This window comes from Vibrio sp. SCSIO 43097 (genome assembly GCF_023650755.1).
Taxonomy (GTDB): Bacteria; Pseudomonadota; Gammaproteobacteria; order Enterobacterales; family Vibrionaceae; genus Vibrio; species Vibrio alginolyticus.
On the sequence record NZ_CP071840.1, the window covers coordinates 1302311 to 1315839 of the forward strand.

11 protein-coding genes are annotated in these 13529 nt (G+C 44.6%); 5 read left to right on the forward strand and 6 right to left on the reverse strand.

What is annotated here, in order from left to right; all coding sequences use genetic code 11:
• Window positions 1-155 precede the first annotated feature (155 nt).
• A complete protein-coding gene (locus tag J4N40_RS06115; RefSeq protein ID WP_250654430.1) occupies window positions 156-1727 on the forward strand; it encodes a BCCT family transporter in 1572 nt (523 codons plus the stop codon).
• Between the two features lie 231 nt (window positions 1728-1958).
• Window positions 1959-3842: a methyl-accepting chemotaxis protein gene (locus J4N40_RS06120; RefSeq protein WP_005376880.1), complete on the forward strand. Its 1884-nt coding sequence runs from the start codon at window positions 1959-1961 to the stop codon at window positions 3840-3842.
• Window positions 3843-3915: 73 nt separating this feature from the next.
• Here J4N40_RS06120 and J4N40_RS06125 read toward each other — a convergent pair whose 3' ends face one another.
• Both J4N40_RS06125 and J4N40_RS06130 read right to left on the reverse strand, forming a co-directional pair.
• Complete coding sequence (locus J4N40_RS06125) at window positions 3916-4635, reverse strand: 3'-5' exonuclease (RefSeq protein WP_171346215.1); 720 nt, start codon at window positions 4633-4635, stop codon at window positions 3916-3918.
• 8 nt (window positions 4636-4643) lie between these two features.
• A complete protein-coding gene (locus J4N40_RS06130) occupies window positions 4644-6533 on the reverse strand; it encodes a DUF294 nucleotidyltransferase-like domain-containing protein (RefSeq protein WP_171346216.1) in 1890 nt (629 codons plus the stop codon).
• A gap of 314 nt (window positions 6534-6847) precedes the next feature.
• Here J4N40_RS06130 and J4N40_RS06135 point away from each other — a divergent pair, with 314 nt between their 5' ends.
• Window positions 6848-7489, forward strand: a complete 642-nt coding sequence (locus J4N40_RS06135; protein WP_054574733.1) for an outer membrane beta-barrel protein — start codon at window positions 6848-6850, stop codon at window positions 7487-7489.
• Window positions 7490-7578: 89 nt separating this feature from the next.
• Here J4N40_RS06135 and J4N40_RS06140 read toward each other — a convergent pair whose 3' ends face one another.
• The 3 genes from J4N40_RS06140 to J4N40_RS06150 form a co-directional block, all read right to left on the reverse strand.
• Window positions 7579-8769, reverse strand: a complete 1191-nt coding sequence (locus J4N40_RS06140) for an amino acid aminotransferase (RefSeq protein WP_017636105.1) — start codon at window positions 8767-8769, stop codon at window positions 7579-7581.
• A 332-nt stretch (window positions 8770-9101) separates the two neighbouring features.
• Window positions 9102-9401 carry a hypothetical protein gene (locus tag J4N40_RS06145; RefSeq protein WP_005376885.1) on the reverse strand — a complete coding sequence of 100 codons (300 nt, stop codon included), beginning with the start codon at window positions 9399-9401 and terminating at the stop codon, window positions 9102-9104.
• 245 nt (window positions 9402-9646) lie between these two features.
• Window positions 9647-9877 (reverse strand): hypothetical protein, encoded by a 231-nt coding sequence (locus J4N40_RS06150; RefSeq protein WP_033905637.1) that lies wholly within the window; start codon window positions 9875-9877, stop codon window positions 9647-9649.
• Between the two features lie 257 nt (window positions 9878-10134).
• Between J4N40_RS06150 and J4N40_RS06155 the strand changes: the two genes are divergently transcribed.
• Together J4N40_RS06155 and J4N40_RS06160 are read left to right on the forward strand one after the other, a co-directional pair.
• Window positions 10135-11526 carry an aminotransferase-like domain-containing protein gene (locus tag J4N40_RS06155; protein WP_042522779.1) on the forward strand — a complete coding sequence of 464 codons (1392 nt, stop codon included), beginning with the start codon at window positions 10135-10137 and terminating at the stop codon, window positions 11524-11526.
• A gap of 98 nt (window positions 11527-11624) precedes the next feature.
• Complete coding sequence (locus J4N40_RS06160) at window positions 11625-11849, forward strand: hypothetical protein (RefSeq protein WP_033905633.1); 225 nt, start codon at window positions 11625-11627, stop codon at window positions 11847-11849.
• 91 nt (window positions 11850-11940) lie between these two features.
• Here J4N40_RS06160 and asnS read toward each other — a convergent pair whose 3' ends face one another.
• Entirely contained in the window at window positions 11941-13341 is a 1401-nt protein-coding gene (gene asnS / locus J4N40_RS06165) for an asparagine--tRNA ligase (RefSeq protein WP_017636101.1), read from the reverse strand.
• Between the last annotated feature and the right edge of the window lie 188 nt (window positions 13342-13529).

Sequence of the window (13529 nt, forward strand, 5' to 3'; positions counted from 1 at the left end):
GTGAAAAGTAAGTTATTGGATTTTTTAATAGCAAAAAGATAGACAAAAACGTGTCAAATGATAGGATCTTGCGCCTTCACGGAATGCAAAACGTATCGTGTTCGAAAGATTTTTTTGTTTGGTACGTAAAAACACTACAAAAATAGAGAGGAACGATGACAAAGGGTATAGATAAGTACAGTATCGATAGTACCGACTATACGGTAGGTCAGGACAACGTTCAAAAATGGGGTTTTGATGTTCATAACCCAGTTTTTGGTATTAGTGCAGGTTTAATTGCGCTGTTTCTTGTCGCTGCATTAGTTCTAGATGCACATACCGCAAAGACGGCACTTGATGGGCTGAAGTGGAAAATTATTGGTTCATTCGATTGGTTGTTCATTATTGCAGGTAACATTTTCGTTATTTTCTGTTTGGCGCTTATCGTCTCACCAATGGGTAAGATCCGACTAGGTGGTAAAGACGCTGTTGCCGATTACTCGTTTATGTCATGGCTTGCAATGCTATTTGCAGCTGGTATGGGTATCGGTTTAATGTTCTGGAGTGTTGCAGAACCTGTCGCTTACTTCACCGGTTGGTATGAAACGCCACTTGGTGTTGAGGCAAATACACCAGAAGCCGCGAGATTGGCACTGGGTGCAACGATGTTCCACTGGGGCCTTCACCCATGGGCAATTTACGGTGTTGTAGCACTTTCTTTAGCATTCTTTGCCTACAACAAAGGTTTACCGCTATCTATGCGCTCGATCTTCTACCCACTTCTGGGTGATCGTGCATGGGGTTGGGCTGGCCACATTGTGGACATTCTGGCTGTGCTTGCGACTTTATTTGGTCTTGCTACATCCCTAGGTCTAGGTGCGCAGCAAGCAGCAAGTGGTATTCATCACGTATTTGGTGTTGAGCCAGGCCTGGGCCTACAAATCGTCGTTATTACCGTGGTGACTTTACTTGCTGTTGTTTCAGTCGTACGCGGCATCGATGGTGGTGTTAAAGTCATTAGTAACATCAACATGGTTGTGGCGTTCTTGCTACTGATTCTTGTTGGTCTTATCGGTTGGGCGGCGAGTTTAGGTTCGATTCCAACCACACTTATGGCATATGTAGAGAATATCATCCCACTAAGTAACCCGTTTGGTCGTACGGACGAAGCTTGGTTCCAAGGCTGGACAGTGTTCTACTGGGCTTGGTGGATTTCATGGTCGCCATTCGTAGGCATGTTCATCGCGCGTGTTTCTTGTGGCCGTACCGTTCGCGAGTTCATCACAGCAGTTCTACTGGTTCCAACTGCGGTTACCGTTGTTTGGATGTCTGTATTTGGTGGTCTGGCGATCGAGCAAGTTGTTGATAAAGTAGGTGAGCTGGGCACAAATGGCTTGACTGACGTATCACTTGCTATGTTCCAAATGTTTGATGTTCTTCCATTTGGTAGCATGCTTTCTATCATCGCTGTTGTGTTGGTACTTGTGTTCTTCATTACGTCTTCTGACTCTGGTTCACTTGTTATCGACAGTATCACGGCAGGTGGTAAAGTCGATGCACCTGTACTTCAACGTGTCTTCTGGGCATTCATGGAAGGTGCAATTGCGGTTGCTCTGCTATGGATTGGTGGCTCCGAGGCGGTTCAAGCTCTTCAGGCCGGTGCCATTTCTACAGCACTGCCATTTACCTTCATTCTGCTTGCAATGTGTGTGAGCTTATTGATGGGTATGAGAACAGAGCGTCAGTAATTCGGCATTTTATAAAACCGTCTGACTAACAATTAATCAAAAGGCCAGCAATTTGCTGGCTTTTTTTGTGCGGTTTTTATGACGCTCGAGACAAAAAAATGACACATGAAAGTTCATATTTTACAAAGAGTTAATGTGCTATTTTGTTTTTTAAAAATTAGTGAATAGTCGTAAAAAAGTGTGTAATATTCATGCACCTTAACTGTTCTCCCAACTCAAAAAACTATAAATATGAAATTATCATTAAAACAAAAGCTTATAGGCGCAAGCCTTTCTGCTGTTGTTGTGATGGCAACAGCACTTACTTGGTTGTCGGCTGGTCAATTATTTGATCAGACTCGTTCAGGTGTCTATTCACGTGCGCAAAGTCTTAGTACTACTGCGTCAGAGGGAATTTCTGATTGGGTCAATATCCGTAAAGATATTGCCACTGCGTTCAACGACTACTCGACCGAGCAAGACGTTGTTCCTTTCCTACAACAAGCTCGCAAGGCTGGTGGCTTCGATGACATCTTCCTTGGTACACCAAACGGTGATATGTACCGCTCTCATCCGGAACGTAACCGTGCTGATTATGACCCTCGCACACGTCCTTGGTACAAGGATGCTGATGCAGCGGGTAAGCAAATCATCACAGCCGCATATCAAGACGCAATCACGAATGCACTACTTGTGACCATTGCTGAGCCAGTAATGAAAAATGGTCAGTTTGTTGGTGTTGTTGGTGCGGACGTACTGATCGATCAGCTTATCAGCGATGTGATTAACTTAGATGCAGGTGAAAACGCGCATGCGATGCTAATCGACATGAATGAAGGCACCTTTTTAGCGCATCCAGATAAAAGCTTGACGCTTAAGCCTATCACCAGTGTTCTAAAAGATTTTTCAGAAGAGGCAATTGAGCGCGCCGCCGATGAAGGTCGTATCGAAGATACGGTAATCAAAGGAAAAGAGAAGCTTTACTACTTCAATAAAGTTCCTGGTACGCATTGGATGTTTGCGATTGAAATGGATCGCGCAACAGAAGAAGCAGGTCATGCGGTATTGCTACGAGATCTATTGTTCACTGCTGTGGCGATCACGATTGTGGTTATTCTTGCAGTTTCTTGGCTAGTTGGTTTCTTGTTCCGTGACTTGAACCGCGTATCAAATGCACTGGAAGAAATTGCATCTGGCGAAGGTGACTTAACGCAACGCCTAGAACCACGCAGTGATGATGAAGTAGGTAAACTGGCGGAAAACTTCAACCGTTTTGTTGGCAACATGCACACAATGGTTACTAAGCTTAGCCACGTATCTTCTGCGCTTTCAGAGCAAGCACGCACGACAGCACAGCAAGCTGAGGAGCGTAGTCAGCGTATCTCTTACCAGCAAGATGAAATCAACATGGTGGCGACGGCCGTGAACGAAATGGCAGCAGCGACACAAGAAATTGCAGGTAATGCTGATAGCACGGCAAGTAACTCAGAAGAAGCGGTTCAAGCTTGTTCACACGGTTCAAGCCAAGTAACTCAAACGCAAGGCTCTATTCAGAACTTAGCGCAAGAAGTTCAAGTTGCTACTGATGTGATTCAAGAGCTAGAAGCACACGGAAATAGCATCAATACGATTCTATCAACGATTCAAGGCATTGCAGAGCAAACGAACTTACTTGCACTGAACGCGGCGATCGAAGCGGCACGTGCAGGTGAGCAAGGCCGTGGCTTTGCTGTGGTTGCAGATGAAGTCCGCGTATTGAGCCAGCGTACTCATGCTTCAACGCAAGAGATTCAAGAAACTATCGAGATGCTACAAGGCACAACGGCCAAAGCGGTCGGTATTATGGGTGACAGTCGTCGTCTAGCTGATACCAGTGTTGATGATGCCAATGCGGCTGCAGCGAGCTTGACGCAAATCCACACTGCTGTTGAGCGTATCAGTGATATGGCAACGCAGATTGCTTCAGCAGCAGAAGAGCAAGCATCGGTAACCACTGAGATCACTCGTAACACTGAAGGTATTCGTGACGTGTCTAACGAGTTGTCAGTCGAAGCTCATCAAGCAGCAGAACAAGCTGCTCACCTGTCTGAGCTATCACACGAACTTGAACAAGAGATTCAACGCTTTAAGCTGTAATCTTGTCTCAAGCTAAGCAAAAAAAAAGGAGCCATCTGGCTCCTTTTTTGATCGCTATTAAGCGTGAAGTATATTACAGCCAGAACTCACTGATGGGTTGCTCTTCATTGTAATGATGGGCGATTTGTGCTTGCAGTAGCTCTGCGGTAGCAATTGCATCGGTTAATGCATGGTGAGGCGTATAGTCTGGCAGCCCATAACGGCGTCGAGATTGCGCTAGCCGAACCGATTCTGGTTTTTTCCCTTTTAAACGCTCCCAGAGAGAGCCTGAACGTTTCTGTTGAATCGTTTCTTCAAGGTGCAGCGTATCTAAAACAGGAAACTCAATACCTTCCCCTAAACGGCTTTTGAGCGCTTTATCCAGAAACTCTCTCTCGATACGACGGTAATGAACAACAATGATTTTCCCGCTTAAGCATGGTAGCAGCTCGCTTAAGATATCGCCTAAGTCAGGCGCATCGATCAATTCGCTGTGAGTAATACCGTGTATAATGACTGAGTCTTCATCGAGTGCACGCTGTGGACGTACCTTCCAATGACGCGAGTTACGTAGGAAAATTCGCTTCAGGTTAAACGGCACCAAACCAATAGTAATGATGTCATGTTTTTCAGGATTCAAACCCGTCGTTTCGAAATCTAACGCCACGAACTCTACCTCAGATAACGGTGTTTCTGGAGCAGGCGGCTTGTTGCTATAAAACGCAATTAAATTCTCATCTTTCGCCATCTCCAGCTTTTGTTCAAACTTCGTTGGCCACTGAATGGTTGGCTTCTGAAAGAGCTTTTTAATCATGCTAAACCTCACTTAAAGCTCTTGTTCGCTTGGTAGCGGAACTTAAGGAAATTTTGACCATTGCTTAGGATCTGGAATGCATCCTTTAGGTTGCGACGTTCAAACTCAGAGAGGTTTTCCGGTTCGATATTGTTATCAGGCTCAATGCCTAGTTCCACATCCGTCGCTTGGTGACGAATACGTACCATGGAAATAAATTCTAACGCGTCTTTTAAGTCTTGTGCTCGACCTTTTGGCAAAATGCCAGCATCAATAATGTCGTCAAGACGCTCAAACGAGTTCTGTGCACGTGAACCAACCGCCAGAGAGTGAACGCGAATTAAGTCGACCAGAGGAGCAGTACCGCGACGTTTGAGGTTGATGGAGTTGTTGTGTCTGCCATCTTTTTCCATCACGAAGTCTTTAAAGAAGCCTAGAGGTGGTGTTCTGTTTAGTGCGTTACGAGCCAAACACGCTAAGAAGCGGTTGTTCTTTCGAGCGCGACGAACAATAAAGCTAGTTAACTGTTCTGCCCATTTTAAGCGGCCATAGACGCCATCCAAGTCGAAAAAGATGGAGGCGTTGAGTAGTGCTTTCGGGTTCGGGTTATCAATCCAGTCAGCAAAACACTCTTCCCACTCTGAACGAGTCATGCGCCATAGTGGGTTGGTTGCCATAATATCGCCTGTGCAATATTTGTAGCCACAGGCATCTAAACCATCGCTGACGTATTTTGCTAGGGCTTCGAAGTATTTACTATGTTTCTCTTCTTGATAAGTCTCATCTAGAATGATGGCGTTATCTTGGTCAGTTACCAACAGTTGCTCATCTCGCCCCATTGAGCCAAGTGCAAGGAAACAATAAGGAATTGGCGGTGGGCCAAGCTCTTCTTCTGCCATTTCTAGCAGACGCTGTTTGAAGCTTCGGCCAATGACCGACATCGCGCTACCCACCATGTGAGAGTTGGCATCTTCATTGACCAGACGCACGAAGCTGCTTTTCACTTCTTCGGCAACAACGGCTAAATCTTCGATAGTCTGTTGTTGGAAAATACTACTCACCAACAACAACGAATTCTGAGATTCATAACGAACAATGTCGGTGGTTTCGATAATACCGATTGGTAATTGGTTTTTTACCACTGGTAGGTGATGTACGTTGTAACGCAGCATCGTTAACATTGCTTCATAGATGTAAGCGTTGTGGTCAAGAGACATGACCTCCGTGGTCATCACACTGGACACATCGTCCTGTGGGGACAAACCTTCAGCTAACACACGGGTACACAAGTCACGGTCGGTAATGATACCAAGTACTGGGGACTGTGGATCGTCTTCGTCACGAACGAAATCTGGGTCGACGATAAGTAAAGCCGATACGTTGTCATTCGCCATTTGCTGCGCGGCTTGCTGGATTGTCTGACCACGATCAATCGTATGAGCATCGCCAGTCAGCAAGGTTTTCACTTTCGACGTCGTCAGGTCATTGGCGTCTTTGTTTTCTGAAATGGCTTGGCGTAAACGAGCGCTATTTTCAACTTCAACAAAATCCGCAAAGGAATCAAAGTTATCGTAAATTTCTTGGAAAATGTCACCAGGAATACAGTAGAGCAGGGTATCCTCAATGGCTTTTACCGGAAAGCGGACTTTGTTATTGGTGAGCATGCCCATCTGGCCAAATAGGTCACCTTCGTCAAGGCGATTATACAGCTCACCTTTGCGTCGATAAACTTCAACAACACCGCTTCGCACCACGTATAAATCTTGGATATAGTCTCCAAAATGGATGATGGGGGTATCTTCTCGGTAGTACGAGATTTCGACACTCTCTGTCACCTTGTTTAGTGTTTCTTCAGGGAGTTCATTGAACGGGGGATACTTGGCGAGAAAGTTGTAAATCTCGAGCAGTTCTGCATCCATTGAAGGCGCCTTTTAGTTCGAAAATAATAAAGTAATCTTAACTTAGTTTTAAAACAGAGTCTTATCTGAACCGCGATTTTCGTGCTCAGTCATAAGATTCTGACATATCGCACGATAAGGGAGCTTCATTTTTACTACTATATGGTCACCTCAATTGAAAAAGACGTCGTCGATATGTTTTCTTCGTGATGAATGATTAGCTCTTTGGCTGTTTCAGATCGTTATCACGTCTTTAGATTACGCTATTCTTTTTGAGCCAAGTAGCTCAGGCGATGGAATACAGTGTTTAGATAATTCTCATGAAAGGAAGTCGAATGGTGAGAAATTTATTGCTTGTTTCTTTAGCTGCTTTGCCGGCGATATCAAGCGCAGCGGTCATGGACCAAGCAGAAAAATTTGGGTACGAACACATTCATTTGGATGTTGGTGCCGGAACGACAAACGAAGAATGGTTAGATAACTCTAATGCGACCACAGTTGGACTCGGTGGTAACTATTTGTTTACTGAGAACTGGTTGTTTAATGTTGATTACTCAGCGCAGTTTTTCCATCCGGATGATTTTACTCTTCGCATTGACCGCCTTTTGTTTGGTGGTGGTTACCGTTATGGAGTTACAGAGCAATTCGATATCTACGGGATATATGGAATAGGCGCAATCAAAGCGAAAGCGACGGACGACAAAACGGATAATACGTTGTCTTCCGATAGCGAATTGATTCAAGCTGTAACTGTTGGGGTGAATTACTTGCTCAGTGAAAAGCTTATTGCGACAGCTGAAGTGGAGTTTAACCGTAGTGATATCGTTGATGAGAACAATTTTAAGATCGGTTTTAACTACCAATGGCATAAAGTCATCGGCACTGGTCTTTTTTATCAGTTTAGAGATACTGATTACAGCGGTGAAAGCTCAGATTACGTCAATGAAGTAGGGCTGAGTTTGAAGTTTGTCTACTAGATCGGACGGGTTCGTTTTTGGCGTTAAGTTAAAACAAAAAAGGTCAGCTTATGCTGACCTTTCCTTTTAATAAAGTATGCGACAGTCGATTATAAAACCGCTGCAATGCCTTTACACAGAGGGCCCATATTTGACTTCGTCATACCAGCAACACTGATTCGGCCAGAACCGACAATGTAAATACCGAACTCTTCTTTAAGGCGGTTAACTTGCTCTTTAGAAAGACCAGAGAAAGAGAACATACCATTTTGACGTTCGATGAAACTAAAGTCTGCGTCCACACCCTCTGCTTTTAGTGTCGCTACAAACAGTTCACGCATTTCTTGAATACGGTCACGCATTTCTGCTACTTCAGCTTCCCATTCCGCACGCATTTCGGCGTTGCCAAGAATGTGAGTCACGACAGCGCTGCCGTGTGCAGGTGGGTTAGAGTAGATAGAGCGAATAATGGCTTTAACTTGAGAAAATGCGGTTGTTGCGACTTCTTCTGACTCAGCTACTAACGTGAAGGCACCTACGCGTTCATTGTATAGGCCAAAGTTTTTCGAGAAAGAGCTCGCGACTAGGATTTCTTTGTTGTATTTAGCAAAAGTACGAAGACCTGCAGCATCTTCTTCCACACCTTTAGCAAAGCCTTGGTAGGCGAAGTCGAACAGAGGAAGCAATTTCTTCTCTGCGACAAGTTTCGCCAATGTTTCCCACTCTTCAGCCGTAGGATCGATCCCTGTAGGGTTGTGACAGCAGCCGTGTAGAAGCACGATGTCGCCTTCAGATGCAGATTGCAGATCATTTAGCATCGCATCGAAGTCTTTGTCTTTTGTTTCAGCATTGTAGTAGCTGTATTGTGCCGTTTCGATACCAGCAGCAGTAAATACGCCGTTGTGGTTCGCCCATGTTGGGTTGCTGATCCAGATCTTTACATCGCCTAGTTGACGTTTAATGAACTCGCCGGCAACACGTAGTGCACCAGTACCACCCGGAGCTTGAGCTGTTTTAGCGCGTTTTTCGTTTACAATTTCTGCATCAGAGCCGAAAAGCAGTTTTTGCACTGCAATGCCGTACTCTGCTGTGCCTTCGATGGTTAGGTAAGATTTGGTTTTTTCAGTTTCAACAAGTGCTGCTTCAGCTTTCTTTACTGTCGCAAGAACGGGAGTTTCGCCTTGCTCGTTTTTGTAAATACCTACGCCAAGGTTAATTTTGTCTGCGCGAGCATCTTTTTTAAACTCTTCAGTAAGGCCAAGAATAGGGTCAGCCGGAGCGGCAACTACTTTTTCAAACATAATCTTCATCCATGTTAATCGAAGGGGTGTGCTAACATTTATACCTTTCAGCAATATTGGTTACAACCGTTACTGAAAAGAAAACCTAAAAAAGTTGCGATTTGAAACAGAATTCTAACATAACTAAAGTTTTTGCCATGAAAACGTTTGGTAGGCACAGAGTTTGAAGGGCATTTATGCCATGGTTGGAGAAGTTTTGCACACATCCCAATCGTTTCAATTCAGTGCTTTGCGTTAACGCGTTTATAGTTGTCTAGTGAGGATTTGTTGAGACAAAAACGCCCCACCAAAGGTGGAGCGTTTACTGTTAGAAGTATGGATATCGGTTGGGGTTATTTCTTCAGATTGATTTCCGACTCAACCGCATTGGTTTCGATGTCAGGGTTAGAAGAAAGCTTTTCAGTCGCCCAGTCATTCATATGCTTTAAGATCGCTTTTAACGCGTGCTTTTCGGTTGGTACTTCTGTCTTTTCAACTTCAAGTTTTTGCTTCGGATGCGTACCCGTCGCATCTTCTGCAACGTGTAACCAATCTGGATGCCAGTAATAAGGTTGGCCGGAAGGAGAGCTCCAAGAATGTACGCCGTTGGATTCACCTTTGTATTTAATATCTTCTTCGTTGTATTTCGCCATTATTGTTTTCTCTCATAATCCATGAGTTGAGGTGTGCATCACCATTACTATTTAAATGTAACAGATGTAATGAAAATTAATGTGATAACAATCGACTTATTTTGCCCTTTGAACGCTATAGAAGGTGCGTACTTCTCATTCAGAAGAATTTACTATTTAGCAGGTTTTAGCTTTATTTGTGTTTAAAGCATACAACGATGGATTCGCCTACCTAATGCTATTCTTGAACGGTGATAGAGCCTAAACTACTTGTCATTCAAGTGTTTGAGAATCGCCGCTTTTGCATGCTCTTCTGTCGCTGTTTCTCCATCAGGGACTTCAAGGTCAGCCTTTTTGTGTTCACCCAAAGCATCTTCAGCGATATGCAGCCAATCAGGATGCCAATAATAAGGGGTGGTACTGCCAGGATGGTCCCAACTATGTACACCTTTATGTTTTCCGCGATACGAGAGATCGTCCATTGTAAAAACTTTCATCGCTTCCTCCTGATTTAAAGACCGTAGCTCGAAGTGAGTTTAACGCACTCAGTCCAACGTAAAACCTTGCTTTTAGGTATTGCAAAGATGTGAGGCAATATGTGTGTAACGGTCAAAGTATGGGATATAAACGCTCACTTCGTGGCTGAAATATCTATTATAAGCTTGATAAATTACGTTGCTAAATTGAATACTCCCATATCAGAATGCTGGCGCGAAGTATGCTATGGTGCGGCTGTAAGTGAAATGAGGGAAACATGAACCGATACCGTCAACTGGCTGAGCTGTTCAAAACGCAGATTCAGCAAAATACTTGGAGAGCAGGGGAAAAGCTGCCATCAGTGCGTGTAACAAGCCGAAACCATTCTGTCAGTGCAGGTACGGTATTACAAGCTTATCAGCTGCTCGAAGCACAAGGTTGGGTCGCAGCGAAACCTCAGTCTGGATACTTTGTGACTGCGGAGTTGGACCGCTTCGAACCGAGTTCTCCAGCCACTTCCGTTTATCGCTCCAGCATCAACGATGAACTTTACGACTACCTCAAAAATCAGGCCTCATCGAATGCGGTGAAGTTTGGCTCCGCGTTTCCAGACCCAGCATTGTTCCCATTAGAAGCGCTAAACCGCAACCTAGCCAGCTCAGGCAGGAAGATGGGGGTAGAGACGTTATTGGATAACTTGCCGCCGGGCTGTGAGTCTCTACGCCGTTTGATTGCTCAACGGTACATCCAACAAGGTATGGTGTTTACCCATGATGATATTGTCGTTACTTCTGGCGCATTAGAAGCGTTGAATTTAAGCCTTCAGGCCGTGACCCAGCCTGGAGATACTGTTGTAGTTGAATCACCGACGTTTTATGGCGCACTTCAAGCGATTGAACGTTTAGGTCTAAAGGCGATAGAAATAACGGTGGATCCGTTAACTGGACATTCAGTGGATCAAATTGAAGCGACTTTTGCCGACAATGATGTTCGCGCATGTTGGTTAATGACTAACTTTCACAATCCAACAGGAACCTTATTAAGTGACGGGCAGAAGCAACGTATCGTCGAACTGGCTGATAAATACGATGTGTACTTGATCGAAGATGATGTGTATTCAGAGCTTTATTTTTCTGAAAAAAAGCCAAGCTCACTTAAAGCTTTTGATACACAAGAGCGCGTGTTGCATTGTGGATCATTTTCAAAAAGCCTTTGTCCTGGCTATAGGCTGGGCTGGGTGGTAAACAAACGCTTCAATGAGCAACTTCAAAAGCTGCAACTTATCTCGACGTTGTCAGGCAGTGCACCAATCCAGCAGGGTATCGCGCATTACTTGCAAAACGATAGTTATGATAGCCATCTTAGAAAACTGCGAAAGAATCTTGAGCAGCGGCAATTGGCGTTTATTGAACTGGTTGATAAGTACTTTCCCCAATCGATTCGTTACACGCAACCGGAAGGCGGCTATTTTCTTTGGATAGAACTGCCGAAAACAAAGTGCGGAAAAGCGATTTATCAAAAGTTATTGGAAGCGAACATCACTGTAGCATTTGGTCAGTTGTTTTCTGTCGCTCCAAATTATGAGAACTACCTGAGGCTTAATACATCGTTACCTGTAAATGATGAATTAGAACAAGCCGTGAAGACGGTCGGAGAATTACTTCATTAGCCAACTGTTTACCTGTTTTTTGCTCAAACTGTATCAGTGGACGATACCGAAGCTGTGTTTCAATCATGGGCAGACAACCATTTAGGTTAGGAGCCGTAATGAAAAAGCAGTTGGTAAAGCATGAACTTAGGTTGATGGGTGTTGCTATTTTTAGCGCATTTTTGTTGGTGTTTGCACATTTGATATTGGCGAAATCTTTTTCTCATATGGTTTGGACGGAATACACTGCTGCCGTTATCCCATTTGTGATGTTTGGCTTGTGTGTGGTTGGAGTAAAATACGCAGCGCGAGCAGATGAGGATGACGACGAAGATAACAACTAGAGTGCATACACCGGTTGCTAGAAAATCAATCGTACAAAATAAAAGACCTCCACATGGGAGGTCTTTTTAATTCAATATCACTAAAAAGTGATTAGAAGTTCGCAGAGCGAGGAGTACGTGGGAATGGGATCACGTCACGAACGTTGCCCATACCAGTTACGTAAGATACTAGGCGCTCGAAGCCTAGACCGAAGCCTGCGTGTGGCACTGTACCGTATTTACGTAGGTCGCGGTACCAGCTCATATGTTCAGGATCGATACCCACTTCACGCATACGTGCATCTAGAATGTCTAGGCGCTCTTCACGCTGAGAACCACCGATGATTTCGCCGATGCCCGGTGCAAGAACGTCCATCGCTGCAACTGTTTTACCGTCATCGTTAGCACGCATGTAGAATGCTTTAATATCTTTCGGGTAGTTCTTAACGATTACAGGTGCTTTGAAGTGTTCTTCAGCAAGGAAACGCTCGTGCTCAGAAGACATATCGATACCCCATTCAACTGGGAATTCGAACTCACGGCCTGAATCAAGAAGAATCTGGATTGCGTCAGTGTAGTCAACCTGTGCGAAGTCAGAAGAAACGAACTGCTCTAGACGAGTGATTGCTTCTTTGTCGATGCGTTGAGCGAAGAACTCAAGGTCATCACGACACTCTGCAAGCACCGCTTTAAACACGTACTTGAGCATGTCTTCAGCCAGTTTCGCTACATCATCCAGTTCTGCGAACGCAACTTCAGGCTCAACCATCCAGAATTCTGCTAGGTGGCGGCTTGTGTTTGAGTTTTCAGCTCGGAAAGTAGGGCCGAAAGTGTAAACTTTGCTTAGCGCACAAGCGTAAGCTTCTGCGTTTAGCTGACCAGATACGGTTAGGAACGTCTCTTTACCGAAGAAGTCTTCGTTGTAGTCCACTTTACCAGCGTCAGTGCGAGGAAGGTTTTCCATGTCTAGCGTAGATACGCGGAACATTTCACCAGCGCCTTCAGCATCTGAAGCCGTGATCAACGGCGCAGATACCCAGAAGTAACCTTGCTCGTGGTAGAAGCGGTGGATTGCTTGAGATAGGCAGTTACGTACACGTGCTACTGCACCGATTACGTTTGTGCGCGGACGTAGGTGCGCAACTTCACGTAGGTACTCGATTGAGTGACGAGTTTTTGCCATTGGGTAAGTTTCAGCATCTTCAACCCAACCAACCACTTTAACGTCAGTGGCAGCAAGTTCGAAGTCTTGACCCTTTGCAGGAGATTCAACAATCTTACCAGTTACTTCAACAGAGCAGCCAGTCGTTAGCTTTAATACTTCGTCTTCGTAATTATTAAGATTATTTGGGACCACGGCCTGAATCGGGTCGAAACAAGAGCCGTCATATATGGCAAGGAAAGAGATTCCAGCTTTGGAATCACGACGTGAACGGATCCAGCCACGAACAGTCACTTCGCTGTCTACTGCTAGCTGACCTTTCAATACGTCTGATACAGGCGCGTAAGTCATGTTTTCAATATTCTCCATTGAGGTAAAAATTCAACTCAACGCTTACTTAAAGTACTTGTCTAATAACATTTTTGTTCAAAAAACAAGCTAAGCGCTGAGTTGGGTAGCATTTTACAGATTCAACGAGACATATTACCTGTCAATTCGCTCGCATCAACCTTTATATTCGTTTTGATGGGGAGAATCTC

What these genes read in the sequence shown, in the direction of transcription:
- J4N40_RS06115 (WP_250654430.1), top strand. Translation starts at nt 156, where the DNA reads ATGACAAAGGGTATAGATAAGTACAGTATCGATAGTACCGACTATACG.
- J4N40_RS06120 (WP_005376880.1), top strand. Translation starts at nt 1,959, where the DNA reads ATGAAATTATCATTAAAACAAAAGCTTATAGGCGCAAGCCTTTCTGCT.
- J4N40_RS06125 (WP_171346215.1), bottom strand. Translation starts at nt 4,635, where the DNA reads ATGATTAAAAAGCTCTTTCAGAAGCCAACCATTCAGTGGCCAACGAAG.
- J4N40_RS06130 (WP_171346216.1), bottom strand. Translation starts at nt 6,533, where the DNA reads ATGGATGCAGAACTGCTCGAGATTTACAACTTTCTCGCCAAGTATCCC.
- J4N40_RS06135 (WP_054574733.1), top strand. Translation starts at nt 6,848, where the DNA reads ATGGTGAGAAATTTATTGCTTGTTTCTTTAGCTGCTTTGCCGGCGATA.
- J4N40_RS06140 (WP_017636105.1), bottom strand. Translation starts at nt 8,769, where the DNA reads ATGTTTGAAAAAGTAGTTGCCGCTCCGGCTGACCCTATTCTTGGCCTT.
- J4N40_RS06145 (WP_005376885.1), bottom strand. Translation starts at nt 9,401, where the DNA reads ATGGCGAAATACAACGAAGAAGATATTAAATACAAAGGTGAATCCAAC.
- J4N40_RS06150 (WP_033905637.1), bottom strand. Translation starts at nt 9,877, where the DNA reads ATGAAAGTTTTTACAATGGACGATCTCTCGTATCGCGGAAAACATAAA.
- J4N40_RS06155 (WP_042522779.1), top strand. Translation starts at nt 10,135, where the DNA reads ATGAACCGATACCGTCAACTGGCTGAGCTGTTCAAAACGCAGATTCAG.
- J4N40_RS06160 (WP_033905633.1), top strand. Translation starts at nt 11,625, where the DNA reads ATGAAAAAGCAGTTGGTAAAGCATGAACTTAGGTTGATGGGTGTTGCT.
- asnS (WP_017636101.1), bottom strand. Translation starts at nt 13,341, where the DNA reads ATGACTTACGCGCCTGTATCAGACGTATTGAAAGGTCAGCTAGCAGTA.